Source organism: Burkholderia sp. NFPP32, from assembly GCF_900119325.1.
In the GTDB taxonomy this organism is placed as follows: Bacteria; Pseudomonadota; Gammaproteobacteria; order Burkholderiales; family Burkholderiaceae; genus Burkholderia; species Burkholderia pyrrocinia_C.
Genome location: NZ_FPJP01000020.1, coordinates 86,006 through 111,489 on the forward strand (window position 1 = coordinate 86,006; position 25,484 = coordinate 111,489).

General features: G+C 63.9%; 24 protein-coding genes and 1 pseudogene. 14 read left to right on the forward strand and 11 right to left on the reverse strand.

What is annotated here, in order from left to right; genetic code table 11:
• Positions 1-2 precede the first annotated feature (2 nt).
• The 3 genes from motA to flhD all read right to left on the reverse strand — a co-directional run bounded on the left by motA (position 3) and on the right by flhD (position 1,999).
• Positions 3-863: a flagellar motor stator protein MotA gene (gene motA, locus BT264_RS28820; RefSeq protein ID WP_072443097.1), complete on the reverse strand. Its 861-nt coding sequence runs from the start codon at positions 861-863 to the stop codon at positions 3-5.
• Positions 864-1,031: 168 nt separating this feature from the next.
• Complete coding sequence (flhC, locus tag BT264_RS28825) at positions 1,032-1,586, reverse strand: flagellar transcriptional regulator FlhC (protein WP_011350591.1); 555 nt, start codon at positions 1,584-1,586, stop codon at positions 1,032-1,034.
• A gap of 92 nt (positions 1,587-1,678) precedes the next feature.
• Positions 1,679-1,999: a flagellar transcriptional regulator FlhD gene (flhD, locus tag BT264_RS28830; protein WP_011350590.1), complete on the reverse strand. Its 321-nt coding sequence runs from the start codon at positions 1,997-1,999 to the stop codon at positions 1,679-1,681.
• Here flhD and BT264_RS40175 point away from each other — a divergent pair.
• Entirely contained in the window at positions 1,998-2,363 is a 366-nt protein-coding gene (locus tag BT264_RS40175) for a hypothetical protein (protein ID WP_256260725.1), read from the forward strand. The genes flhD and BT264_RS40175 overlap by 2 nt on opposite strands.
• A 303-nt stretch (positions 2,364-2,666) precedes the next feature.
• Complete coding sequence (locus tag BT264_RS28840) at positions 2,667-3,731, forward strand: glycosyltransferase family 4 protein (RefSeq protein WP_072443093.1); 1,065 nt, start codon at positions 2,667-2,669, stop codon at positions 3,729-3,731.
• 111 nt (positions 3,732-3,842) lie between these two features.
• Here BT264_RS28840 and BT264_RS28845 read toward each other — a convergent pair whose 3' ends face one another.
• Positions 3,843-4,139: an H-NS histone family protein gene (locus tag BT264_RS28845; RefSeq protein WP_006489320.1), complete on the reverse strand. Its 297-nt coding sequence runs from the start codon at positions 4,137-4,139 to the stop codon at positions 3,843-3,845.
• Positions 4,140-4,439: 300 nt separating this feature from the next.
• Here BT264_RS28845 and aqpZ point away from each other — a divergent pair, with 300 nt between their 5' ends.
• Positions 4,440-5,183, forward strand: a complete 744-nt coding sequence (gene aqpZ / locus BT264_RS28850; RefSeq protein ID WP_072443091.1) for an aquaporin Z — start codon at positions 4,440-4,442, stop codon at positions 5,181-5,183.
• 131 nt (positions 5,184-5,314) lie between these two features.
• Here the strand turns inward: aqpZ and BT264_RS28855 are convergent, their stop codons facing one another.
• Together BT264_RS28855 and BT264_RS28860 are read right to left on the reverse strand one after the other, a co-directional pair.
• On the reverse strand, positions 5,315-6,139 hold the full coding sequence (locus BT264_RS28855; RefSeq protein ID WP_072443089.1) for a Cof-type HAD-IIB family hydrolase: 825 nt from the start codon (positions 6,137-6,139) through the stop codon (positions 5,315-5,317).
• 126 nt (positions 6,140-6,265) lie between these two features.
• Positions 6,266-7,147, reverse strand: a complete 882-nt coding sequence (locus BT264_RS28860) for a glucosamine kinase nucleotide-binding domain-containing protein (protein WP_072443087.1) — start codon at positions 7,145-7,147, stop codon at positions 6,266-6,268.
• Positions 7,148-7,289: 142 nt separating this feature from the next.
• On the opposite strand from BT264_RS28860, the gene BT264_RS28865 reads away from it, so the two are divergent.
• Positions 7,290-7,892 (forward strand): DNA-3-methyladenine glycosylase I, encoded by a 603-nt coding sequence (locus tag BT264_RS28865; RefSeq protein ID WP_072443085.1) that lies wholly within the window; start codon positions 7,290-7,292, stop codon positions 7,890-7,892.
• 205 nt (positions 7,893-8,097) lie between these two features.
• Here BT264_RS28865 and rpsU read toward each other — a convergent pair whose 3' ends face one another.
• Positions 8,098-8,310 carry a 30S ribosomal protein S21 gene (rpsU, locus tag BT264_RS28870; RefSeq protein ID WP_006401410.1) on the reverse strand — a complete coding sequence of 71 codons (213 nt, stop codon included), beginning with the start codon at positions 8,308-8,310 and terminating at the stop codon, positions 8,098-8,100.
• A 518-nt stretch (positions 8,311-8,828) separates the two neighbouring features.
• Between rpsU and BT264_RS28875 the strand changes: the two genes are divergently transcribed.
• The 8 genes from BT264_RS28875 (at position 8,829) to BT264_RS28910 (ending at position 17,727) form a co-directional block, all read left to right on the forward strand.
• Positions 8,829-9,983, forward strand: coding sequence for a flagellin (locus BT264_RS28875; RefSeq protein ID WP_072443083.1), 1,155 nt, complete (start codon positions 8,829-8,831; stop codon positions 9,981-9,983).
• A 132-nt stretch (positions 9,984-10,115) separates the two neighbouring features.
• Positions 10,116-11,612, forward strand: coding sequence for a flagellar filament capping protein FliD (gene fliD, locus BT264_RS28880; protein WP_072443081.1), 1,497 nt, complete (start codon positions 10,116-10,118; stop codon positions 11,610-11,612).
• A 25-nt stretch (positions 11,613-11,637) separates the two neighbouring features.
• On the forward strand, positions 11,638-11,937 hold the full coding sequence (locus BT264_RS28885; RefSeq protein WP_072443080.1) for a flagellar protein FliT: 300 nt from the start codon (positions 11,638-11,640) through the stop codon (positions 11,935-11,937).
• A gap of 253 nt (positions 11,938-12,190) precedes the next feature.
• Positions 12,191-14,527, forward strand: a complete 2,337-nt coding sequence (locus tag BT264_RS28890; protein ID WP_072443078.1) for a tetratricopeptide repeat protein — start codon at positions 12,191-12,193, stop codon at positions 14,525-14,527.
• A 43-nt stretch (positions 14,528-14,570) separates the two neighbouring features.
• Complete coding sequence (locus BT264_RS28895; RefSeq protein ID WP_072443076.1) at positions 14,571-15,719, forward strand: DegT/DnrJ/EryC1/StrS family aminotransferase; 1,149 nt, start codon at positions 14,571-14,573, stop codon at positions 15,717-15,719.
• Positions 15,716-16,189, forward strand: coding sequence for a GNAT family N-acetyltransferase (locus tag BT264_RS28900; protein ID WP_072443074.1), 474 nt, complete (start codon positions 15,716-15,718; stop codon positions 16,187-16,189). Before BT264_RS28895 ends, BT264_RS28900 begins: the two co-directional genes overlap by 4 nt.
• Complete coding sequence (locus BT264_RS28905) at positions 16,186-16,971, forward strand: phytanoyl-CoA dioxygenase family protein (RefSeq protein ID WP_072443072.1); 786 nt, start codon at positions 16,186-16,188, stop codon at positions 16,969-16,971. The genes BT264_RS28900 and BT264_RS28905 overlap by 4 nt, the downstream gene beginning before the upstream one ends.
• Positions 16,972-16,992: 21 nt before the next feature.
• Complete coding sequence (locus tag BT264_RS28910) at positions 16,993-17,727, forward strand: class I SAM-dependent methyltransferase (RefSeq protein WP_072443222.1); 735 nt, start codon at positions 16,993-16,995, stop codon at positions 17,725-17,727.
• Between the two features lie 43 nt (positions 17,728-17,770).
• On the opposite strand, the gene BT264_RS28915 is transcribed toward BT264_RS28910, so the two are convergent.
• The 4 genes from BT264_RS28915 to BT264_RS38610 all read right to left on the reverse strand — a co-directional run bounded on the left by BT264_RS28915 (position 17,771) and on the right by BT264_RS38610 (position 22,782).
• A complete protein-coding gene (locus tag BT264_RS28915; protein ID WP_256260726.1) occupies positions 17,771-18,616 on the reverse strand; it encodes a WbqC family protein in 846 nt (281 codons plus the stop codon).
• Between the two features lie 33 nt (positions 18,617-18,649).
• Entirely contained in the window at positions 18,650-20,569 is a 1,920-nt protein-coding gene (locus BT264_RS28920; protein WP_072443069.1) for a tetratricopeptide repeat protein, read from the reverse strand.
• 234 nt (positions 20,570-20,803) lie between these two features.
• Complete coding sequence (locus BT264_RS28925; RefSeq protein WP_072443068.1) at positions 20,804-22,375, reverse strand: TIGR04222 domain-containing membrane protein; 1,572 nt, start codon at positions 22,373-22,375, stop codon at positions 20,804-20,806.
• Between the two features lie 194 nt (positions 22,376-22,569).
• The gene (locus BT264_RS38610; RefSeq protein ID WP_143155776.1) at positions 22,570-22,782 is read right to left on the reverse strand and encodes a hypothetical protein; all 213 of its coding nucleotides are present in this window, start codon (positions 22,780-22,782) and stop codon (positions 22,570-22,572) included.
• 102 nt (positions 22,783-22,884) lie between these two features.
• On the opposite strand from BT264_RS38610, the gene BT264_RS38615 reads away from it, so the two are divergent.
• A complete protein-coding gene (locus BT264_RS38615; protein ID WP_143155775.1) occupies positions 22,885-23,307 on the forward strand; it encodes a hypothetical protein in 423 nt (140 codons plus the stop codon).
• 1,383 nt (positions 23,308-24,690) lie between these two features.
• A pseudogene (locus BT264_RS28940) lies at positions 24,691-25,484 on the forward strand (GGDEF domain-containing protein); the annotation flags it as partial.

A 25,484-nucleotide genomic window follows, 5' to 3' on the forward strand; every position in this document is an offset into this window, starting at 1 on the left:
CGTCACTTCGCCTTCACGCGGCGCACGTGCTCTTCGAGCTCGGAAAACGACGGCCGCTCGGTCGAGAACAGCACCTTGCGGCCGAACTCGACCGCGATCGCCGGCGCATAGCCGTTCAGCGTCGCGAGGATCGTCACCTTGATGCACTGGAACATCTTGGTCGACTCGGCGACGCGCTGCTCCGCGAGGCTCGCGAGCGGCCCGATCAGCCCGTACGACAGCAGGATCCCGAGGAACGTGCCGACCAGCGCCTGCGCGATCATCGCGCCGAGCACCGCGGGCGGCTTGTCCGCGGACGCCATCGTGTGCACGACGCCCATCACGGCCGCGACGATGCCGAACGCCGGCATCGCGTCGCCGACGCGCATCAGCGCGTGCGCGGGGCCTTCGCCTTCCGAGTGATGCGTCTCGATCTCCTCGTCCATCAGGCTCTCGATCTCGAACGCGTTCATGTTGCCGCCCACCATCAGGCGCAGGTAGTCGGTCAGGAATTCGACGATGTGGTGATCGGCGAGGATCTTCGGGTATTGCGTGAAGATCGGGCTCTTTTCCGGATCGTCGATGTCGGCCTCGAGCGTCAGCGTGCCTTCCTTGCGCGCCTTCGCGAGCAGCACGTACAGGAGCGCCATCAGCTCCATATAGACGTCCTTCGTGTATTTCGAGCCCTTGAAGAGCGTCGGCAGCACGCGCAGCGTGGCCTTGATGGTCTTGCCACCGTTGCCGAGGATGAATGCGCCGACGCCGGCGCCCACGATCATCAGGATCTCGATGGGCTGGATCAAGGCGCCCAGATGCCCGCCTGCCAGCGCATAACCGCCGAAGACCGACAACAGCGTCACGAGTGTTCCCACGATAATCAGCACTGCCTGTCCCTCATGAAAGACCGGCGGGAAGATCGCCGTTAAACAGGTTTACGGCAGTCGGCAGGAAAACTTTCGCGGCCGCCCGGCGGCGGCCCGACGGTGTTTACCAGCAGTCGGCAGACGGTTCGCGCGGCCCGCGGCAGCCGCTCGCGCCCCGCCCGGCGGCGCTCAGGCCGCGGCGGCGGCCAGTTCGGCGCGCGCGGCGGCGGCCTTGCGGGTCTTGCCCGCGCGCGACGGCGGCTGGCACAGGCCGCAGACGAAACCTTGATGCGGATCATGCGCATGCGCGACGAAGTGGCCGCCGCAGCGCGTGCACGGGGTCATCTGCAGCATCCCCGAATCGAAGAAGCGCACGAGCGTCCACGCGCGTGTGAGGCTCAGCGCGGCCTCGTCGCCGGACAGGTTCACGTGCTCCTGATAGAGCCGGTACGCTTTCACGATCGACTGGATCGGCTCGCAGCGGCCGTGGTCCTGCATGAACCGGTAGATGTTGTAGAACAGCGACGAGTGGATGTTCGGCTGCCACGTCATGAACCAGTCGGTCGAGAACGGCAGCATCCCCTTCGGCGGCGACACGCCCTTCAGTTCCTTGTACAGCTTGATCAGACGGTCCCGCGACAGGCTCGTCTCCGCCTCCAGCAACTGCAGCCTGGCGCCCAGTTCGATCAGTTCGATGGCGAGGGTGATTTCCTTCACCTCGATCACGACGCTTTTGCTTGCCATGGTGATAACCGTCCGCTTGACGTGGTTCGGATGGATGGCCAATACGCTGCCGGCCGGCGCGGCACGCCGGGACAAACGCAAGGCGGGATGGATCAGCGGACGCCTTCGACCTGCTGCCCGGCCATCAGGATGGCCGAGTGGGCATGCGCGACGACATCGCTACGGCCCTTGTCGGCGAGCGACGACAGCAACGCGTGATCGTCGAAGCGGAAGCGGCACAGCATCTGGTTCGACGCGGCGAGCTTCACGGTCTGTGCGAGCGTGAGGTTCGCGAGCACGTCGGCCAGTTCCTGGGAAATTCCCATGCGGAACATGCCCATCGCCTTGTCTTCCCGCAACAGGCGTTGCGCGAGGAGGAGGTACGACAGGTTGACCTCTTTGATCTCACTGAGCATTTCGCTGGTAGCGCTCATGATTCCCCCGTTAAAAAGCTTTGCTTTGGCCATTCGTGTTATGACAACGTTTGCTCGATCAGGGCGCACCAGGCGCTCAGTCGGCTCGTTTATATTCTTACAGGGCGAATTTTGGCCAAACGGCATTTATGTCGGTATCAGCGAAGTGGCGTATGCCGCGCAGGATTTGTCTGTAAACCGTGTAGGAATTTTTCCGACAAGGCGAATTGAAAGGGGGCAATCGGGAAAGCGGGTGACGGCGCGAATTCGGCCGAGATGGGTCCGATGGCCGCCGCGCAATGGCGGCAGGCTTGCCGGCAAGGCCGCCGACAATCGGATCGGTAAAAATTATAGTGGTTTTTCACGATGGCGCAACAATAGTTGATTCTGTCTCGATTTCTGTTTTCCCGCCCTTTTTCTCGGGGTTTTCGCGTATTTCATCGTGTAACAAGCCTTAAGTGTTTGAAAAAACACTCGAACCCCTCAGGCCGATATCGATAATGGACTCCAATGGGCGGCGGCGCGAGCCGTGCCGGCCCGCCCCGCAGCTTGCCGTCCGGCGCCCCGCGCACCCCGCCCAGGGCCCGGCCACGTACCGCCAACAGCGTGCGTCGGCGAGTTCCGCAACCTTGTAGGGGATCCGCATCGGCGCCGCAGCGCCCACACGGATCGACATCGGAGAACATCCATGCGAATTGCCCAGATCGCGCCCCTTTACGAAGCCGTCCCGCCGAAACTCTACGGCGGCACCGAGCGTGTCGTGTCCTACCTCACCGAGGCGCTCGTCGAACTCGGGCACGACGTAACGCTGTTCGCCAGCGGCGACTCCGTCACGTCGGCCCGCCTCGAGGCGGCCTGGCCGCGCGCACTGCGGCTCGACCCGTCGATCCGCGATTCGATGGCGCCCCACATGCGGCTCCTCGAGCAGGTCGCCCGCGTCGCACATGAATTCGACGTGCTGCACTTTCACCTCGACTACCTGCCGTTCCCGCTGATGTCGCGCCTCGACACGCCGTACGTGACGACGCTGCACGGCCGCCTCGACCTGCCGGAGCTGCAGCCCGTGTTCGACTCGTTCCCGGACGCGCCGGTCGTGTCGATCTCGAACAACCAGCGCAAGCCGCTGCCGCAGGCCGCGTGGGCCGGCACCGTGTACCACGGGCTGCCCGACACGCTGCTCACGCCGCAGCCGGGCGTGAAGCCCGAATATCTCGCGTTCCTCGGCCGGATCTGTCCCGAAAAGCGTGTCGACACGGCGATCCGGATCGCCGCGCAAAGCGGGCTGCCGCTGAAGATCGCCGCGAAGGTCGACAAGGCCGACGCCGACTACTTCAAGGAAGTGATCGAGCCGCTGCTCGGCCAGGCACACGTCGAATTCATCGGCGAGATCAACGAAGCGCAGAAGCCCGCGTTCCTGTCCGGCGCGAAGGCGCTGCTGTTCCCGATCGACTGGCCGGAACCGTTCGGCCTCGTGATGATCGAGGCGATGGCGTGCGGCACGCCGGTCGTCGCATTCAATCGCGGCTCGGTGCCGGAAGTGATCGAGGACGGCGTGACCGGCTTCATCGTCGAGGACGTGCAGGGCGCGGCCGGCGCATTGCACCGGATCGACAGCCTGTCGCGCACCGCGATCCGCGAACGTTTCGACACACGTTTCAGCTCGAAGGCCATGGCGCAGCGTTATGTCGAGACGTACGAATCGCTTTGCACGGCTACCAGGCAACCGGCATTGCGCCGGGTCGCAGGCGCCTGACGCGGAAATCCGCGCCGAAATATTCCGTAAAATCCGCGCCGAAATCGGCGCGCAAAACCGCAAAGCAAAAGAGCCGCATCGACGATGCGGCTCTTTCTTTTTGGCTCTCAGTCATTCGATCAGGAATCGATCGCGGTTTTTCCCGACGATCCAATTCGGCGGCTTGCCGCGCCCGCTCCAGGTCGCACCCGACTTCGGATCACGGTATTTCGGGGGCAGCGGCGCCTTCTTCGGCGGGCGGCCGCGCCGCGCCCGCTCCGCGAAGCCCAGGTCCTGGGCCGTCAGGCCGTATTCGGCAATCATTCGCTGGACGTCGGCAATCACCGCCGCCACTTCCTGGCGGCGTACGTCGTCCGCCTGGGCCTGCAGATCGGCGATCTGCGCCTTGAGTTTCGCGTATTGAGACATTTTTTCGACTCCCTTTTCGATGATGCGGCCCCGGCGAATCCGACCGGGACACAAACATCCGTTACGCCATCCGCACTGCCGCCCTGCCCTTCGAAATAAATACTGTCATCTTTAACCAATTCGGCTATATCGAGAATGCGGGCTTATTCTAATAAAAGGCATTCGTCAGCCATTCAAATTTAACAATCGTTGACCCTCCCGGACCCGATTCATTTCCTATAATCCAGACCAATTCCGGGCGACGGAATAAATCCGTCGTGTCGTCCGGTTGTTTTCAACCCACTTGAACGAGGTCCTTACATGAAGCTTTCTCAGCGTCTCGCTGCAGAGGTATTCGGCACGTTCTGGCTGGTGCTCGGCGGGTGCGGAAGCGCCGTGCTGGCCGCCGCCTTTCCGGGCCTCGGCATCGGCTTTGCCGGTGTCGCACTTGCCTTTGGCCTGACCGTGCTGACGATGGCATTCGCAATCGGCCACATTTCGGGTTGCCACCTGAATCCGGCGGTGAGCGTCGGCCTGACGGTCGCCGGGCGTTTCCCGGCACGCGATCTCGCGCCGTACATCGTCGCGCAGGTTGTCGGCGCAACGCTCGGCGCGTTCGTGCTGTACCTGATCGCGACCGGCAAGCCGGGCTTCGACGTCGTCGGCAGCGGCTTTGCGACGAACGGCTTCGGCGAGCGCTCGCCCGGCCATTACTCGCTGGCGGCATCGTTCATCTGCGAAGTCGTGATGACGGGTTTCTTCCTGTTCGTGATCCTCGGCGCCACCGACAAGCGCGGCGTGCCGGCCGGCTTCGCGCCGATCGCGATCGGCCTGTGCCTGACGCTGATTCACCTGATCTCGATTCCGGTCACCAACACGTCGGTGAACCCGGCGCGCTCGACCGGCCCGGCGCTGTTCGTCGGCGGCGACGCGATCGGCCAGCTCTGGCTGTTCTGGGTGGCGCCGCTGATCGGCGCGGTACTCGCAGGGATCATCTACCCGCTGGTCGCAGGGCGCGACGACGCCGTCGACCTGCTGCCGGCATCGGCTCGCACAAGCGAATAAAACACTACGGGGTTACGCGAGCAGAGCAGCGAGCCTCACGCTGTCGAAGAACATCGAGGCAGGCAATTTCGACGGGCGCCCTTGGCGCCCGTTTTTCATTGCCGCTCGGGAAGCACGCTCGGGGCGTTCGCTCAGGAAGCGGCGACGTTGTCCTCGAGCGAGAACAGCGTGCGCAGGTGGCGGGCGACGCCCGCATCGAAGTTGTTGCCGATTCGCGGGATGTGCGGCAGCCGCGCGACCAGGTCGGGATTCGCATTGTTCATCATGAACGCGTGACCGGCGGTTTCGAGCAGGTCGATGTCGTTCATGTTGTCGCCGAACGCGATGCAGTGGCCGGTATCGACGCCGAGCCGCGCGAGCACCGTGCGCAGCGCGCGGCCCTTCGACACGTTCGCCGTCATCACTTCCAGACAGTCGGGCAGCGAGTACGTGACGTACAGCGCATCGCCGAACCGTACGCGCATCTGCTCGGCGACGATCGCCAGATCGGCCGGTTCGCCGATGTACAGCACCTTCGCGATGTCCGTGCCGTCGTGCGCGGGCATGTCGATCACGTCGTACCGGAAGCCCGAATCCTGGTGGAATTCGAGCAGGTGCGGCGCATCGCGGTCGATCAGCCAGCCCTGGTCGGTGAACAGGTTGACGATCACGCGGCCGTGCGTGCCGACGACGTCCGGCTGCACGAGACCGCGGACGATCGCGGGATCGATGTCCTGCGCGTGGATCGTCGTGTCGTCCGGCGCATGCACGCGCGCGCCGTTCGACGTGATCAGGTACGGCCGGATGCCGAGCACGTCGCGAATGCCCGCGACGTCCGCGTAATGGCGCCCCGTGGCGATCACGAACTGCAGGCCGTCGCGCTCGAGCCGGCGGACGGTATCGATCGTGTACGGATCGAGCTGGTGGTCGCTGTTCAGCAGGGTACCGTCGAGATCGGTGGCGATGACTTTGTACATGGGACGGAAGAATGGCGCTCAGGGCTCTGCGGAACGGCCATTCTAACGTCGCGCCCGGCTGCACGCCGGACGGTTCCAGGTCAGGCGCCGCCTTCGGCGCCGCTGCGGCGCGCCGTCAACCCGCCTTCAACCGCCTTCCGCAGCCCGCAGCGCCTGCAGCGCAAGCTGCAGCGCGCCATGCGCCGAATCGTCGAGCGGCGCGCGCAGCCGCGCGGCGTGGCGCGCCGGCACGGCCGGCGCGAGCGCGTCCGCGAGCCCGCCGCACAGCGCGACCGGCAGCGCCTGCTGCGGATCGAGCGCATCGATCATCTTGCCGATCTCTTCGCCGGCCTGCGCGATCAGCGCGCCCGCGACCGGGTGCGAGCGGTGCGCGAACACGATCGGCGCGAGCCGCGCATAGATCGTCTGGTTCGCATCGCACGACCACTGGACGAGCGCGTCGCGATCCTGCGCGCCCGTTTCCGCGAGCAGCGCGTCGGCGAACGCGTCGCGCGGCACGCGGCCGTCGAGCGCCTGTTGCGCATATGCGAGCGCACGCACGCCGAGCCACGCGCCGCTCGCCTCGTCGCCGGACGGAAAGCCGAAGCCGCCCGCGATCCGGCACGCGCCGCCCGCATCGAGCGCCGCCGCGATACTGCCGGTGCCCAGCGCGACGATGAGCCCCGGCGCGCCGCCGTGCGCGCCGACGACGGTCGTATACGCGTCGCTCTCGATTGCGAGCGCGCCGAGCGGCGCCTGCGCGCGGAACGCGGCGAGCCACGCCGCATTGTTGACGCCCGCGAGCCCGCAGCCGAGCGCGCACTGCGACCACTCGAACGCGAAACCGGCGCGCGTGAACGCATCCGCGCAGGCCGCGCCGATCGACGCCCACGCGCGCTCGATGCCGAGACCGAGCCCCGACGGGCCGCCGCGCCCCTGCGCGAGCTCGCGCCCGTGCCGGTCGGCCAGCACCGCGCGCGTGCCCGTGCCGCCGCCGTCGATGCCGATCGCAAAAAGTAATGCCGCCATGCTTCCATCCCGCTGATTCGAACAGGCGCCAAGCTTAACCGGATCGGCGCCGCACGCCCATCTGCCGTTCGGCCGGCTATCCCGCGAAAAGGGCTTCCGCTATGCTGGCGCGATCGAACCGACACTGAAAACGAGGCAGACGATGTCGCAGCGGTGCAACTGGGTGAAGACGGAAGCGGATGCTCACTATCACGATACCGAGTGGGGCGTGCCGTCGCACGACGATCGCCACCTGTTCGAAATGCTGATCCTGGAAGGCGCGCAGGCCGGGCTGTCGTGGTCGACGATCCTGAACAAGCGCGCGGGCTATCGCGAAGCGTTCGCCGATTTCGACGTCGACGCCGTCGCGCGCTTCACACCGAAGCACATCGAGAAACTGCTGGAGAACCCCGGCATCGTGCGCAACCGCGCGAAGGTGGAATCGGCGGTAACCAACGCGCGCGCCGTGCAGCGCATCCGTGACGAGCACGGGTCGCTCGCCGCGTTCCTGTGGTCGTTCGTCGGCGACACGCCGGTCCAGAACGCATGGGAGTCGTATCGCGACGCGCCTGCGTCGACCGAACAGTCCGACGCGCTCAGCAAGGCGCTGAAAGCATACGGCTGCAAGTTCGTCGGCTCGACGATCTGCTATGCGTTGATGCAGGCGACCGGCATGGTCAACGATCACGAGGCCGGCTGCCCGTGCCACGCTCAATGCGCGGCGCTCGGCGGCAAGCAGCCGGCACGCCGGCGCAAGGCGGGCTGACCAGCGCCAACCATCCACCTGAGCCTGCATCGGCTCCACCCCGTCCAGTCACCCCGCCAACGCGTGACCGCGCCGGCATGACCGACCGCCGTCCCTGCCATCCCTGCCACCACGGTACGAACTTTCCCGGCTTCCAAAAGCAAAACGGCGGAGCGGCCTCTTTCGAGGCACACTCCGCCGTTTCGCGGCGAACCGTAAGACGCTCTTAGTGGAGCTTCTTCGGCAGCATCTGGCTGCGCAGGCGCTTGTGCAGGCGCTTGACGGCTGCTGCCTTCTTGCGCTTGCGGACTGCGGTCGGCTTTTCGTAAGACTGGCGTTCGCGCAGTTCAGCGATCAGGCCATTTTTTTCGATAGCGCGACGAAAGCGGCGAATCGCCACTTCGAACGGCTCGTTTTCTTTCAGAAGAATCGTCGTCATGTCGTTCCTAAATTGCTTAAACGGTCAAAAACGTAGCGGCCAAGCGCCACGCACCGGCCATCCGAGCGTCCCCACAACAGGCGAAACGAGCGGAAATACGGCCTCGGAGGCCGGAAAAGAGAGGCGGAAAGCACCGCGAGTACGCTTCACAACCGCGTGCAGCGCCGCGTTTGACTGCCAGCAGACATGCCGAAACCGGCAAAGGCGTGACAGAAATCTCAATTCAGCCCGCCATCATATCAGGGAATCACAGACAAAACCATCCTTTTGTCGATTTCGTGCGCACAGCCTTGCAACTCCGTCGACAGTCCGGCCTCTGCCCCCGTTAACCGGGCATCTGGCCCGCCCCGTCCGAAATGACAAAGAACGATAAAAAATCGGGACGAATCTCAACACACCCCTCAAGTTTTGTTTTGGTACGCCGAAATCCTGCTCTGAGGCGGCCAGCAATGAACGAGTGCTTCCGCCGACGCCAAAACGGCTTTCCAGGGCTTTCGGCTTAAACAGGAGATTTTTCCATGCTCGGAATCAATAGCAACATCAACTCGCTGGTTGCTCAGCAGAACCTCAACGGCTCGCAAGGCGCACTGTCGCAAGCCATCACGCGTCTGTCGTCGGGCAAGCGCATCAACAGCGCAGCCGACGATGCAGCCGGCCTCGCGATTTCGACGCGGATGCAAACGCAGATCAACGGCCTGAACCAGGGCGTGTCGAACGCGAACGACGGCGTGTCGATGATCCAAACGGCATCGAGCGCACTGTCGTCGCTGACGAACAGCCTGCAACGTATCCGCCAGCTGGCCGTCCAGGCGTCGACGGGCACGATGTCCACGACCGACCAGGCAGCACTGCAACAGGAAGTTGCGCAGCAGATCCAGGAAGTGAACCGTATCTCGTCGCAAACGACGTACAACGGCACGAACATTCTCGACGGCTCGGCAGGCATCGTGTCGTTCCAGGTCGGCGCGAACGTCGGCCAGACGATTTCGCTGGACCTGAGCCAAAGCATGTCGGCTGCGAAGATCGGCGGCGGCCTGGTGCAGAAGGGCCAGACGGTCGGCACGGTGACGGGCCTGAACCTCGACGCAGCCGGCGCGTATACGTCGGCCTCCGCGACGATCTCCGCGATCAACGTGATTTCCGACGGCAAGGGCGGCTATTCGTTCACCGACCAGAACGGCCAAGGCATCACGGCAACGGTCGCACAGGCAGTGTTCGGCGCCAACGCAACGGCCGGTACGGGCACGCAGGTCGGCGCACTGTCGCTGCAAGCGGGCGCAACCGGCGCAGGCACGACGGCCGCGCAGCTCACGGCAATCAACAACTCGATCGCTCAAATCAACGCCGTCAACACGCCGAAGACCGTGTCGGGTCTCGACATCAGCACGGTCAGCGGTGCGAACGTCGCGATGGTGTCGATCGACAACGCGCTGCAGACGGTGAACAACGTGCAGGCGGCACTCGGCGCGGCACAAAACCGTTTCACGGCGATCGCAACGGCGCAGCAGGCAGAGTCGACCGACCTGTCGTCGGCACAGTCGCAGATCACCGACGCGAACTTCGCGCAGGAAACCGCGAACATGTCGAAGAACCAGGTGCTGCAGCAAGCAGGCATCTCGGTGCTCGCACAGGCGAACTCGCTGCCGCAGCAGGTCCTGAAGCTCCTGCAGTAATCGCGTAGCAACCGACGGCCGGGCCCCGCGTAACGCGCGGCCCGGCCGCAAACGCTTGGCGCGCGGGGCTTCGCCCCGCGGCCAGGTCTTCACCCAGCATTTCACGGATCATCCGCCGCACGGAGCAACACGATGTCGACGATCAATTCCGCCACCAACTCGGCCAACAGCCAGCTGCAGCAGGCCGCGCAATCGATTATCAGCGGTTCGACCGGCAACTCGTCGATGGACGTCAACTCGCTCGTGACGGCACTCGTCAATGCGAAGACCGCCGGTCAAAGCGCCGCGCTCACCGCGAAGCAGGCCAGCGACAACACCCAGATCTCCGCGTACGGCGCCCTTTCGGCCGCGCTGAGCGCGCTGCAGACCAGCCTCACGACGCTGTCGAACGGCTCGCTGCAGAACACCTTCACCGCGACCGCGAGCGGCACTGGCCTCACCGCGACCGCCGGCGCCGGCTCCGTCGCCGGCAGCTATTCGGTCGGCGTCACGCAGATCGCGACGTCGCAGTCGCTGTCGTCGGCCGCGTTCGGTTCGTCGACGGCGCTCGGCACCGGCACGATGACGCTGTCGCTCGGCAGCCAGTCGTTCACGGTCAACGTAAGCAGCACGAACAACACGCTGTCCGGCATCGCCGCCGCGATCAACACTGCAACCGGCAACCCGGGCATCGTCGCATCGGTCGTCAACGGCAGCGACGGCGCGCACCTCGTGCTCAGCTCGACGCCGACCGGCGCGGCGAACACGATCAGCGTCGCGCTCAGCAACGTGTCCGGCGACAACGGCCTGTCCAGCCTCGGCGTCACGTCGACGGCCAGTACGACGGGCGGCCAGTCGACGTTCACGTCCGCGAACGGCAGCGCCGCGTGGAAGCAGAGCACGGCCGCGCAGGACGCCGCGTTCACGATCAACGGCATCGCCGGCACGAGCGCGAGCAACACCGTGACGAGCGCGATCACCGGCGTCACGCTGAACCTGACCGCGGCCGCCGTCAACGCGAGCCAGACCCAGACGCTGACGGTCGCCACCGACACGAAAACCCAGGCCGCCGCGGTCAACAACTTCGTGACGCTCTACAACACGCTCGTCACGACGATGGGCTCGCTGTCGAGCTTCACGTCCGGCGCGTCGTCGCAAGGCCCGCTGCTCGGCGATTCGACGCTGAACACGATCAAGAACTCGCTCGCGTCGATCGTCGCGAGCGGCGTGAACAACAACGGCTCGACGATCAACCTCGCGTCGATCGGCGTCACGCTGCAGGCTGACGGCACGCTGAAGACCGACAGCAATACGCTCAACACCGCGCTGCAGACCAACCCGTCGGGCGTTGCTTCGCTGTTCAACTCGACGAACGGAATCGGCCAGCAGTTGACGACGAACATCACGAACTACACGAAGACGAACGGGCTGATCGCCGCGCGCACGACGGCGCTCAGCAACGACCTGAAGAGCGTCACGACGCAGCAGACGAACCTGTCGAACTACGCGGCACAGCTGACCAGCCAGTACCAGGCGCAGTTCACCGCGCTCAACAAGCTGATGTCGACGATGAACAGCAACTCGCAGTACCTGACGCAGCTGTTCGGCGGCGCGAACAGCGCCGGCGCGATGTCGAACAACAAGGGCTGACCGCCGGCCGGACAGGAGAGCCACGATGGAACAGACCGAACTGATCGCGCAGCTCGACGCGCTCACCGATGCGATCGAACATGCGGCCGCGATGGCCGACTGGATCGAGGCGACACGCCTCGTCGACGCGCGCGAGCCGCTCGTCGCGCTGCTCGCGGCCGACCAGCCGCCGGCCGGCATCGCCGCGATCCGCCGCATGCAGGCCAGCAATGAGCGCATCTTCGCCGACGCGCAACGCGCGCAGCAGGAGCTGACCGACGAATACCAGGCGGCGATGGGCCGCGTGCAGGCCGTCGGCCAGTACCAGAACGTCGCGAGCCGCTGACGCACCGCAAACGCCGCGCCAACCCGCGCTCGCCAACCCGACAACAAGAACTACGCGCTGATGTGAGGGCGTGCTCGTTCGCCTCCGCCCGCCTCGTGCGGGCGTTTTTTTTGGGGGCCCGCCGGCCCGCGGCGGTCCATGCCGCGGACGCGCCTATCAATCAAATTGACGCGGCTTTTGGCGTCACCTCGCTGCATCGGCTCGCCGCGACGCTGCAGATAATGGTATCGACCGATTCCCCGTAACCATCGCCATGCCTTCGTCCGATTCGTCCATCGCCGCGCCGACATCCGATCAGCAATTCGAGCACGATATTGCGCTCGTCCTGCAAAGCGCCATCGAGCGCCACCACGCCGGCGCGCTCGACGATGCAAAAGCGCTGTATGAAGCGATACTCGGCGCGCTGCCCGAGCATGGCGATGCGAATTACAACCTGGCAGTTCTGAAAGTCGATACGGGCGATCCCGGTTCGGCCGTTCCGCACTTCGAGATCGCGCTCGGAACAGTTCCGCACAACGGCAACTACTGGGTCGGCTACATCAACGCGCTGTACCGCAGCGGCCAGACTCCGGCCGCGTGGATCGCAGTCGAGATGGCGCAGCAACGCGGTGTGCACGGCCCCGCACTCGATGGCTTGATTGCGCAGATGGCCGCGCCGACGGCCGTATTCCCGACTGCACCGGCCGCGCCCGCACCGGCGACGCTCGACATATCGCTGGCGGCGCTGCCCGCCAACGACGCCACGCAGGCGACGCCGACGGCCCATCGCCCGATCCTTCATCGGGTACCATCGCGCAAGCTGCAAGCGCACACGGCGCTGTTCAACAAGGGGCGCAATATCGAAGCGATCGCGCTCGCCCGGGAACTGGTTGCCGCGTATCCGGCCGACGCCGCGAGCTGGCGGGCGCTCACCGTCTCGCTGTATCGCGATCGCCGCTATCGCGAAACCATCGACGCCGCCTATCAACTGATCGAGCGCGAACCTCACGACCTGATGACGCGCACGCTGCTGGCCGAGGCGCTGCGCACGGCCGACCGGGCGACCGAGGCGGAAACGCAATGTCGTCACATCATCGCGATGCAGCCCGACAACGCCGAAGGTCACCGGATTCTCGGCCTCGTCCTGCATAACCTGCGTCGCCACGACGAAGCGATCGCGGCATGCCGCCGCGCAGTCGAACTGGCGCCGCAGGTCGCTTCAATGCACTCCGCGCTCGGCTTCCTGCTGCTCGACCAGGGCGCATCGCTCGAAGCGATCCCGTGGTTCCGGCGCGCCATCGAAATCAATCCGATGGACAGCATCACGCACAGCAGCCTGCTGTTCTGCCTGATTCACGACGATGCGGTCGATGAGGAAACGTTGCTGCGCGAGCATCGCGCATTCGGGAAACTGCATGAGGCGCGCGTCAAGCCTTTGCGCCATGCCAACCCTCGGGAGCCCCATCGCAAGCTGCGCGTGGGCCTCGTGTCCGGCGACCTGATGAACCACGCGGTCGCATCGTATCTTGCACCCGTCGTGCACCATCTGAGCGACGATCCGGGACTTTCCTTGCATTTTTACTCGAATCATTTATTCGAGGATCACATCACAGAAAAGCTTCGCGAAAAGGCCGAGACGTGGACCGACGTCACGGTACTCGACGATGCGGCGCTCGTCGACACGATCCGGCGCGATCGAATCGATATCCTGATCGACCTGTCCGGCCATACCGGCCGCAACCGCCTGACCGCGTTCGCGCACAAGCCGGCGCCCGTTCAGGCTTCGTGGATCGGCTACGCCGGGACGACAGGCCTGACTGCGCTCGACTATTACCTGACGGATCGCTTCGTCGCCCCGCCTGGCTTGCTCGATTCTCAATTCGTCGAAAAGATCGCGCGTTTGCCGGCAGTCGCGCCGTTCTCTCCGCCGCCGCATTGTCCGCCGATCAATGCGTTGCCCGCCCTGCATGCCGGGCATGTCACGTACGGCAGCTTTAACCGCCTGAACAAGTTGCGCCCGGACGTCGTCGCGCTTTGGGCAAAGATCCTGCGAGCCGACCCGCACGCGCGAATGACGATCGGCGCAATTGGGCAGGAACACGACCAACACACGCTCGTCGACTGGTTCGGCGCCGAGGGCATCCCCGCGGAGCGACTCACGTTTCGCCCACGTGCGCAGACCGCCGTCTATCTGCAGCAGCATCACCAGGTCGACATCTGCCTCGACACGTTCCCATACGCAGGCTCGACTACGACGCTCAATGCACTGTGGATGGGTGTTCCGACCGTCACGATTGCAGGCCGCAGTCTTCCGAGTCGGGGTAGCGCTTGCTGGCTAAGTCACCTTGGGCTCGAGCAATTCATCGCGCACGATGCCAACGACTTCGTCGAACGCACACTCGAGCTGTCGAAGCGTCTCGACGAATTGAACGTATTGCGCACGTCGATGCGCAATCGCTGCCTCGCGTCAGCCGCGTTCCAGCCCCAAACGGTCGCGGCGGGCCTATCGTCCGCGTTGCGCACGATGTGGACACGCTGGTGTTCGGGCGAACCACCCGTATCTTTCGACGCCACGGCGACAACGCCAGGTGTCGTCACCGATCCCGCCTGACGGGTTCGCGTCAAACGTTCACGCACGAGGTGAATCGGACATCATGACAGCCAGCCTTCCGCCCGAATCGGTTGCCGCGCTGCGGCAGGACCGCATTTACGTCACGCAACCGCACCTGCCCCCGCTCGAGCAATTCCTGCCGTATCTTCAGCAGATCTGGAACAGCCGCGTCCTTACCAATGGCGGCCCGTTTCATCAGCAGTTCGAGCGCGCAATATGTGACTACCTCGACGTGCCGCACCTGTCGCTGTTCGCCAACGGTACACTCGCGCTCGTCACCGCCCTGCAGGCACTGCGGATCACCGGCGAAGTCATCACGACACCCTACTCGTTCGTCGCGACCGCGCATTCGTTGCTATGGAATGGAATCAAGCCCGTATTCGTGGACGTCGAACCCGATTCGCTGAATCTGGATCCGGCGAAGATCGAAGCGGCAATCACGCCGCAGACGAGCGCGATCATGCCAGTGCACTGCTATGGCCGTCCGTGCGACGTCGACGCGATCCAGAAGATCGCGGACAACTACAATCTGCGCGTGATTTACGATGCCGCTCACGCGTTCGGCGTACGTACGCCGGCTGGCAGCCTGCTGCGGCATGGAGATCTATCGGTGCTTAGCTTTCACGCCACCAAGGTGTTCAACACCTTCGAGGGCGGTGCGATCGTCTGTCCCGACGCAAAAACGAAACAGCGCATCGATCACCTGAAGAATTTCGGCTTCGTCGACGAGGTCACCGTCGTCGCGCCCGGCATCAACGGCAAGATGAGCGAGATCAACGCAGCATTCGGCTTGTTGCAACTGCAGCACGTCGATGACGCGATCGCGCGCCGGGCACGCATCGATGCCATCTATCGCGAACGACTTGGTGCCGTACCGGGCCTTCATTGCCTCGCGCACGGTAGCGAAGTGCGGCATAACTACTCGTATTTTCCCGTTCTGGTCGATGACAATCATCCGACCGGTCGCGACGCGCTCTATCACAAGCTGCGCGCGCACGACGTGTACGCGCGCCGCTACTTCTATCCGCTCATTTCCGAGTTTCCGATGTATCGCGGGCTGCCGTCCGCACACAAGTCACTTCTACCCGTCGCGGCGAACGCTTCCGAACGCGTAATTTGCCTGCCGATTTACCCTGCGCTGCGTGATGAAGATATCGACCGGATCGTTCAGCTCATGACGGAGGACACATGACTGCGGCCGCGAGCGATCGGGAGCTTGCGTCGTCCCTTGCGTTTGATGGCGGGTTCGACACTGCAACGTTCGGCAACATACGCGCCTTGATCGAAGAAGAACAGGCACGGGATGCCCGCTTCGTCCGCAGTGCGTTGTCTCCCTATCTGGACAAGCTCGCCACGCACGCCGAATTCGTCGCCGACATCGGCCACGACGGTTGCCGCGGTTTTGTTGCATTCTATTGCAACGATCCGACGACTCTAACGCTTTATGTGACGCTGATCCTGGTATCGCCCGAGCATCGCCGCACTGGTCTGGGTGAACACCTCCTTAACGCTGCATTCGAGCGCGCCCGCGCACGCGGCTTCACTCGGTGCCGCCTCGAAGTGCATCCGGACAATCGCGGTGCACGAAACTTCTACTCGCGGCTGGGCTTCGGTCCGGTCGATGCGCGGGCGGACTCTATTCTGCTGGAACGCCTGTTATGAAACCCGATCTCGCAACCTTCGATCGCGAAATCGCCGAACGCGGCTGGATTCTCGTCGAACGTGCAATTGATGCCGACATGGTCGCGTCGTTGCGACGCGATTGCCTCGCCTGGGTCGATATCTGTACCGCGCATCAGGTCGCGAACGGCATCAACTCGGCCGGTGACGGTACCGCACATCACTCGATCGGCCGCGACGACAGTATCGATGCGTTTGTCGACATGCATCTGTTTCATCCGCACCTGTCACATTACTTCGCCGATCGTCCGTACATTCTGCACGCGTGCAATCCTGTCGGCGGTGGACCGAATATCGTCAATTACGTTCATAGGATTCATCGCGATGTCGGCACGTATATTCCGGATTTCAATTTCCGGATGAACATGCTCGTGATGCTGGACGACTTCACCGTCGAAAACGGTGCAACACAGGTGATGACCGGCTCGCACCGTTGCGCGGAGCGTCCGGCCGACGATGCATTCGAACGCGCATGTGAATACGTGACGGGACCGGCCGGATCGGTCCTGCTGTTCAATTCGTACCTGTGGCACCGTGGCACGCTGAACACGACGCAGCGTCACCGCGTTGCACTCACGCTCAGTTTCGGCCCCGCATTCGTCAAACCGCAAATGGACTATGCGCGCCTGCTGGGCGATGCACGCGGCACGCGAATGTCGGCACTCACGCGGCAGGTACTGGGTTACAACGCACGCGTGCCGACTTGCCATGACGAATGGTATCGCCCGCGTTCAGAACGACTTTACCTGCCCGATCAGGGCTAACCGCTTACGCCAACGATGACCATGTACGCCTCTCGAGACTACAACGCGGAAGCGTTGTCCCGCCCTGAAAAAAAATACTCGTACAACTTCGACGAGATCGTTCGACGATACATGATGCGCCGCTTCGCTCCGTTCTTCGGTAACGGTCCAGCGTTGGAACTCGGCTGCCACGAAGGGCAGTCGACACTGTTGCTTGCAGAACACTTCAATGACCTGACCGTCGTCGAGGCGTCTTCCGAAGCCATCGCCATCGCGCAGCAAAGCGTCGGCCCTTCGGTGCGCTTCATTAACTCGACGTTCGAAAACGCCGAACTCGATGCACGCTTCGATTCCATCTTCCTGATCAATACGCTCGAACATGTCGACGAGCCGAACGCGATCCTGACTCGTATCCGGCAATGGCTCAGGCCCAGCGGCAAGTTTTTCGTGCTGGTGCCGAATGCGGACGCGCCGTCGCGACAAATTGCAGTGCAAATGGGGTTGATTCGCACGAACAATGCCGTAACACCCGGCGAATGGACACACGGACATCGCAGGACCTACTCGTTCGACACGCTGGAGGCAGATCTCCGCGAAGCGGGATTCTCGATCGAACAGCGCGGTGGCCTGATGTTCAAAGCGCTGGCAAATTTCCAGTTCGACAAGGCCCTCGACGCGGGCATCATCGACGAGCAGTACCTCGAAGGCATCTATCAACTCGGGATGATTTATCCCGCCATGACGGCCAGCATCTATATGATCTGCACCGCCGGCTGACCCGGTTTGCCGCGTCCGCCAGCCCAACGCTGGCGGGCGACGCCTAGATCAAGTCGTATTCGGCCAGCATGCGCTTCACATCGGCGGCGGAATTAAACATCAGCAGATCCACGATCGACAGCCACGGGACGAACGGCGCGCCGAATTGTCGGTATTCGAGCGGCCGCGACCGGATAAAGCGCAGATCGATCCCGCGCTCGGCAAAGTCGTCACGCGAGTACAGACCGACGCCGCCGATCGCATTCACATACGTCGTCGCGCCAAGTGATTCGCAGATCGAAAGCACGCGGTCCTGCCCCTTCAGCGAGTGATCGGCGTCGACCGACGAAGATACGACGATACGCGTGTCGATGCCGAGTCGATCGACCACGGCATCGATCGAACGCCTGATGAACCGGAACAGGTTCGCCTCATCGGCCGGAAGCACCGAGCGCACCAACTCGAAACCGTGCTCGAAGTACGGTGCACGCGCGTAGGCACCCTTCAACTGGCCAGCAAGCTTCTCGGGATCGTAGTCAGGGGACACCTCTCGCTCACGTACGTCCAGCGAATCGGAATCCCGCTTCAACGGAATACTGAACATCGCGTCGCTGCCGTTGAGCAGGAAGCGGTTCCGGTTGAACCACCCTTTCTTCGTGTACTTGATGTTGTCGTAGACGACGAACCTGTCAACCGCGTCGATCAGCTGGAAGTAGCCGACGTACGGCAGGAAATACGGTTGCATGATCGCGACTTTCATCGCCTCTCCTTCGGCTGCAAGCGAAGCGTTCGGTGCCTGCCCCCCCGGGCCAGGCTTCGGGAGCACCGCCTCGCGAACACCCAGAATATGGCATCGCGGCGGGACTCCATGACGGAAACAACGCGATTTATCGCCCTCTGTTCGACACAAAAACGGACGGCGGTGCGACGCGTACCCGGGCCGCTACACGCCCGCGAATTCGCTGATATACGCCGCAAACGCCCCGCGCACACGCTCGGCCACCTGAATCCAGTTCTCGTCGCGCCCACGCCGGAACAGCCGCACCGTGCCGGGATACCACGGCGAATCGTCGCGGTCGTGCATCCAGCGCCAGTCGACGTCCTGATTCGGTAGCAGCACCCAGCAAGGCTTGCCGAGCGACGCGGCCAGATGCACGGTGGACGTATCGACGCACACCACGAGATCGAGCTGCGCGACGATCGCAGCGGTATCCGCGAAATCGTCGATCTCCGAACCCAGATGCAGCAACGGCAGGCCGCCCGGCGGATCGCGCGCCTCGTCCTCGCCCTGCCCCTTCTGCAGGCTCACGAAATTCACGCCTGAAACGCTCCACAGCGGCGTCAGCAAAGCCAGCGACGGCAGCGAGCGGTGCGCATCGTTGTGATGCTTCGGGTTGCCCTTCCACACGAGCCCGACGCGCGGGCCGGCCGGCAGCGCATCGAGGCGCGCGCGCCAGCGCGCGACGCGAGTGGGATCGGGTACGAGCCGCACCGGCGGCGGAATCGTGTCGAGCGTCGTGCCGACGTGCAGCGGCGCGCTCAGCAGGCTCGTCCAGTAGTCGAATTCCGGCGCACGCGCGGCGGCCGCATCGTGATCGAGCACTTCGTCGACGCCGTCGACCGTCTCCATCAGCCGATGCAGCGCGGGCTGGCACGCGAAGACCACGCGCACCGCATGCCGCGCTTGAAATTCCGCGAAATAACGGCTGAACTGCAGCATGTCGCCGAGGCCATCCTCCTGCCAGACGAGCAGCGTCTTGCCGGCAAGCGGCTCGCCTTGCCACTGCGCGCACCGCAGCACCTCGCGCGTCCGGCGACACACGAACGCCGACTGCTCGTAGCGAGATTCGTAGCGGGCCCAGCCTTCCTCGAATCGGCCAAGGCCGAGCAGCAGCGTCGCCAGCCCGAAACGCGCATCGCCGTAATCGGCACGCAGCTCGAGCGCGCGGCGGTACGCGCGTTCGGCATCGTCGTGGCGCCCGGCATGCGCGAACGTCGTGCCCAGGTTGTATTGCGCTTCGGCCATCTGCGGCGCGAGCGCGAGCGCGTCGCTGAACGCGGCCGTCGCTTCGTCGTGACGGCCCTGCGCGCGCAGGACGCAGCCGAGATTGTTGTGCGGCTGCGGCAGGCCGGGGCGGCAGCGGATCGCATCGCGATACGCCGCTTCCGCTTCGGGCAGGCGATCGAGATTCTGCAGCGCGATGCCGAGGTTGTAATGCGCTTCCGGATGGTCCGGGCAGAGCGCGATTGTCTGCCGGCTGGCTGCTTCCGCTTCGGGCAGCCGCTGCATGTCGACGAGGATCGCGCCTAGATTCGCGTGTGCGAGCGCATGGTCGGCGCGCACGGCAATCGCGAGCCGATAGGCGAGTTCCGCCTCGGCCGGCCGGCCGAGAACGCGGAGCACGTTGCCGAGATCGGTCAGCACGTCGGCGGACTGCGGCTCGATCAGCAGCGCCTGCCCGAACGCCTGTTCGGCTTCGTCGAGCCGGCCGAGCGCTTCAAGCACCTTGCCGAGCCGGTGATGGTGAGATGCACGCAACGGCGTGACGGAAGCGAGCTGCCGGCGGAGGATCGCCTCCGCTTCAGGCAGGCGGCCCTGCGACACGAGCAGCGCGCCAAGGCCGTCGTATGGCGGATCGAACCCCGGCATCGCGTCGATCGCGCGCCGCCACCAGGCTTCCGCGTCGGCCAGCCGGTTCAGGCCGAGCGCGCAGACGGCCGCTACGTGCAGCGCCGCAACGGCCGGCGCCGGCCCGTCGAGCAGCGGCGCGACGAGCGACAGCGCGTCGGCGAACCGTCCGGTCTGGCACAGGGTCGCGGCTTGTTGAACGGGCGCGGGAACGTCGGAAGCAGGCGTCGTCATGGAAGGCTGGGCAAAGCGGCGGGCGTTCGGCGCGTCCGGCCGGCACGGCTGCGGCCCGGCATGCGCGGGGCGCGCTGCGCCCGGACGGCCGTTTCGGCACGGATAGCGTCGATTGACAGCTTACCGAAGCGTGCACGCGGGCGATGCGGCGATCTGAGCCCATTCCGCGCGGCTGTTCAGACGATGGGTCGCGCCGCCCGTGGCGGCTCGCGATGCGCAGTGCAAGCCACGAACTCAGTTGCTCGACGAACACCCGCCGCAACTGCTCGAACTGCATGAACTGGAGCTGCATGAACTCGACGAACCGCAGTTCGACGACGAGCCGCTGCTGCCGGACGAATCCGAACCACCCGTGCGCGCCGCCATCGGGGCCCGCATCAACGGCGGCGGCTCCATCAAAGCACTCGAATGCGCGGCCCACGCGGTGCCGGCCAGCGCTCCCGCACCAAACAGCGCAGCAGCCCAGAGCGACTCATTCGGCGAATCGGACTCGCCCTGGCGTGCGCTCCGGTACGCGTCAAGCGACGCCTGCCCACCCACCGTCAGGCCGCCGCGCCCGAATCCGGTCAGGCGCTGCGCGACGAAGTGGTATGCGATCGCGAACGCCGCCATGCAGATGACGAGCAACAGGACCGGCCGCCCTCGACTCAGCCCGACCGCCAGTTTCGCCGCGCCCGTGCCGAGCACCAGCAGCGCAATCGTGCGCGCGGCCATGCGCGCCGTCCGCATCTCGCCGGGCACCCAAAACCAGCCGCAGTTGCGCAACGAATCCGCGAATTCGGAGAACCGACGCGCCAGCAGCTGCCGGAACGCGCCGAAGCTGGCCTCTCCGCCCGGTTGCCCATCCAGCCAGTAGCATTCGTCCGCATATGCGCCGGCGCGCCTCACGTCGATGCTCTGCACGCGCGCGCCCAGTCGCCCCGCCATCCTCAGGTCGATCGCGCCCGCCTGGATGAGCGACAGCGTCGCGACTTGCACGACCCTCGATTCGTCTCCGACGAGATACGCGACTTCCTCGACCGTCAGGTTCGGCGGCGCTTCGCGAGCGCGCGCGCCCCAGCGCCGGCAGCGATATTCGATCTGTTGCAGGCCCACGATCAACAGCAACGCGACGATGCAAGCCGGCACGTAGAACGCGAGAAACTGCGGCCCCGCGTAGTTCAGCACGTTGAAGTCCTGCGCCGATGCGCAGGTCGCGGCGACGCTCGCGGCGGCGGCCGGCCACACGAGCTTCGGCAGCCGGTTGCGCCAGGTCCTGCCGCCCGGCGGGGCGGCAGGCGAATCCGATTCGGCCGGCTCGTCCGAGGCCGGCAGGTCCGGCTGCGGCGATCCGTGCGCGGCGTGCAGGCACGCAGGTGGCCAGATCGATTCCGGCGGCTCGCAGCCGAACAGCCGGCGATAGCTGTCGAGCGTGTCGCGATAACGCTGCGCGTACACGGCGGCTTCGTCCGGCACGCCCGTGCCGGGCATGTGATGCAGCCGCGCGCGCAGCACGCCGGCGCAGAAGACGTCCCAGTATTCGAGCGTGTATTGCAGGTGGAAATGCCACGCGGCATCGACCGCGACCGACGGCGTGACCGGGTGCCCGGCCGCCTGCGCGAGAAACGCGAAGCGCTTGTATTCGTCGATCACGGCCAGCGCGTGCGCGTGCGACCAGCCTTCGGCGTCGGCGAGGCGCCGGCTGTACGGCAGCGGCGCGTCCGGATCGTCGGGGGAGTACGCGTTCAGGCGTGCGAGCAAGGCATGCTGCGCATCGGTCAGCGTGCGGGCATCGACTGCGGTCGAGGAAGACGGAATGGCAGCCATCGGGAGTCGGCGCGATGCGCGGACGGCCGCCGCGATCGACGCTTGGAGTTGTCGTTGCGGGCGATTCTCGCATAACGGTGCAGCGGTGCGACGGTGCCGCGCCGATCTGCCGGGGCCGGCCCGGCGCCGGGCGACGCAACAGGCGACGGAAGATGCACGCCTGGCAGGCCGGCCGCAGCCGATTGAAGCTCGCGTCACTGTAAGGCGTCGATGGTCGCCACTGGCTGCGATTTCACTGCGGAAAGGGAAACGATAGTACGGCGATACCGCCGAGACCCTGAACAGGCATGTTTTGGCGCGCCCTGAGCTATAAACAGCGCCGCCTGATGCGTGTAGCAAAAACGCTGCGATGCCGTTTTCGCGAATACATGGATTTTTTCTATCCAGTTTAATGAATCGTCGATCATTGCTTCGCGCTACCTTGTGAGGCGGCTAGACTGACGCGATACAAAGATGCAACTATCTCGGTGCAGCTGTCAAATCGTATCAATTTACTACGAACGCCCAAAATGAAAAAACTCACGAAACTCGCCGCTAGCATAGTCTTCGGTTTTAGCTTTGCAGGAGTTATTCATGCAGCCCCAGTGACAACCGGTTACTGGCAAGCCACCTTTTATCAAGAGACTACTGGTGCGACCTATGCCTCCCAGGGGGTCTGTCTCCAACCGAATAACACTTGGTACTCAACCACGCAGCATGCATGGAATGGCGACTGGCACCAGAATGGAACCCAGGTGCAGTGGTATGGAAATGTTGCGATGAGCGCAACACAGCAGTTAGCGACGGTCGGAATCGGGCAATTGACAACCGCCACTACCGTATCCGGGGACTACGCGGAATGGAGTGTTATAGGAGCCGCGCCGCTGTCATGGGACAGACATTACACCTACATCATGGTATATCAAGGCGCGACATGCCCTCCACCCGCCTGACAGAACCTATTTTTCCGATTTCTCTTTCTTTTTACGGCTGACTAACTGCAGCAACCAAGCGTGGCTTCACACGGGGTTTCGCACCAACCGCGCTGGCGGTACGATCGCAAAAACTGATAATCGCCCTTGGATGCTGCGGGACTAGCACGCAATGCTTGGACAGTTATATGCAATGCAAAGGTACGAACGGCTGTCGTACCTCCAAAAACTTCCTATGGGTGACCGCGGTTCGACGGAACGCCTCACGCCCTAAGTCAGTCCGTCAAGTATTTCGAGGAGGGAAGCGCGAGGCTTCCAAGGTGGGCGAGCTCCACCTCCTCAATGCATTCAGATAGACGCTTTCGTCGTACAGTGCCCGTGTCTGCCAGCAGCGGGACAGGATCCGTATCCACTTGAATGCCAACGCCCTGACGGCAGCCTGATATGGAGCGCCCTTGGCTCGTGCTGCCGATAATAGGTGCCTCACCCAGAATGACTTGTTGATCGTCTGGGCGGCCCATTCCACGAAGGTCTGGCGCAGGAACGTCGGACATTGCCAGTGCCGATGCACCCAGCAGTTCTTGCCACAGCGCTCAATGACCGGCGGTTTTCATAATTTGGCGCCTATTAGCCCCCTGTCCATCCATTCGGGGGCGCCGTCGGGAAGCTCGTCCCACATTTGGCAAAACCCTTCGGCAGCGAGCACGGTATAGACCGCGACCTCCTCTGTAATTGGCGCATTGAACATATGAACGCTTCTATCGCGGACAGCGCTCAGTTTGCGAAATAGCAATGCGATATTTTGCCGTCCCGTCGACTCACAGCGACGCAACGATGCTCCTGAGCGCCCCGCAAAATCCAAAGCTCAGGATGTCAAACGAGGCGACCTACGCTCGAAGCGTCGCGACGAGGCTGCGCATCCCGGTCGAGAAGGCTGTTGAGCTTCTGACCGCGGCAGGCGTATTCGTGCTGGCGGTGGCCTAGCGCTTCTCAGAATTTCCCGTAGTAGTCCTGCTACGTGACCAATATCAGCGGAAAAACAACCAATTCATGTCGTAAACGACATCAATTGATTAACTCCACAAACCGGCGAATCCGCTGGAACCCTTGATAGGCTGGCGCGTCCGGCTGGGATCGAAACAGCAGCCCCTGCCTTCGGCAGCTTTACCGACGCGCTACAAACCTTTAAGTATCAATGCCTTGCACGACCCGCAAACCGCAAAACCATGGCTAATCAAGGTCAATCGGGGATACCAAGCTCATCCACACTGCAATTTCACTGCAGTAGCCGCGCGCCAGGAAATCCACTGCGGAATCAGATTCCCGGAGCGGGACGCATAAAGGTCTCGCCGAATGCGTTCCCGTGCCTATACTGAATTCGTCCGAAGAAATCGAAGACTGAACATGCACGCCAATGTTGCCGCCAAAGAGCCGACTGGCGCAGCCCAGTTGGTCACCCGGATATACGCCAAGCTCCTGCTGACTGGCTTCGCGTTGGTGCCGGCGTATCTGATTGCCTACCTGTACTTCTTCCAGGATCCGTCGCTGAAATTCGAGAATCACGCTTTTCACGAGCTGGCGATCGCAGCTGCCACGCTCGAAGGCGTGTTCGTCACCTATGTCTGCTGGCGTTGCTATCGCCTGTCCGGCGAGCCGTTGCTGCGTTGGCTTACGCTAGGCTTTCTTGGCTTCTCCCTCGTCTACGCGTTGCATGGCGCCTTCACCGGCATGGCGCATCACAATATCTGGCTGTTCCTGCTGTATGGGCCGGCCTCGCGTCTGACCATGTCGATCCTGATCTTTGTCGGGCAGCTCGCCTATAGCCGCAAGGCCGACAGCGACGCAACCCGCGTCGATCGCCGCACCTGGATCACGTGGATCGCGCTGTTCGGGCTGATCGACGTGGCGGTCGCCGCGCTCGCCTATTCGCCGGTGGCCGGCAACCTGTGGGTGCGCCTTTCGTTGGAGGGGGGGGCACTGGTGTTCTCCACCGCGAATGTCGTCGCCCTGGTCGTGCGTCGCATCCGCTCGCCCCTGATGACGATCTACGGCATTTCGGTGGCGTCGTTCGCACTGGCCTCGCTCGCCTTCATCCTCGGGCGGCCGTGGAATCACATGTGGTGGCTCGCGCATGCGATTTTTGCTGCCGGCTTCTTCCTGCTCAGTTTCGGTGTGGTGCAGGCCTTTCACACGACGCG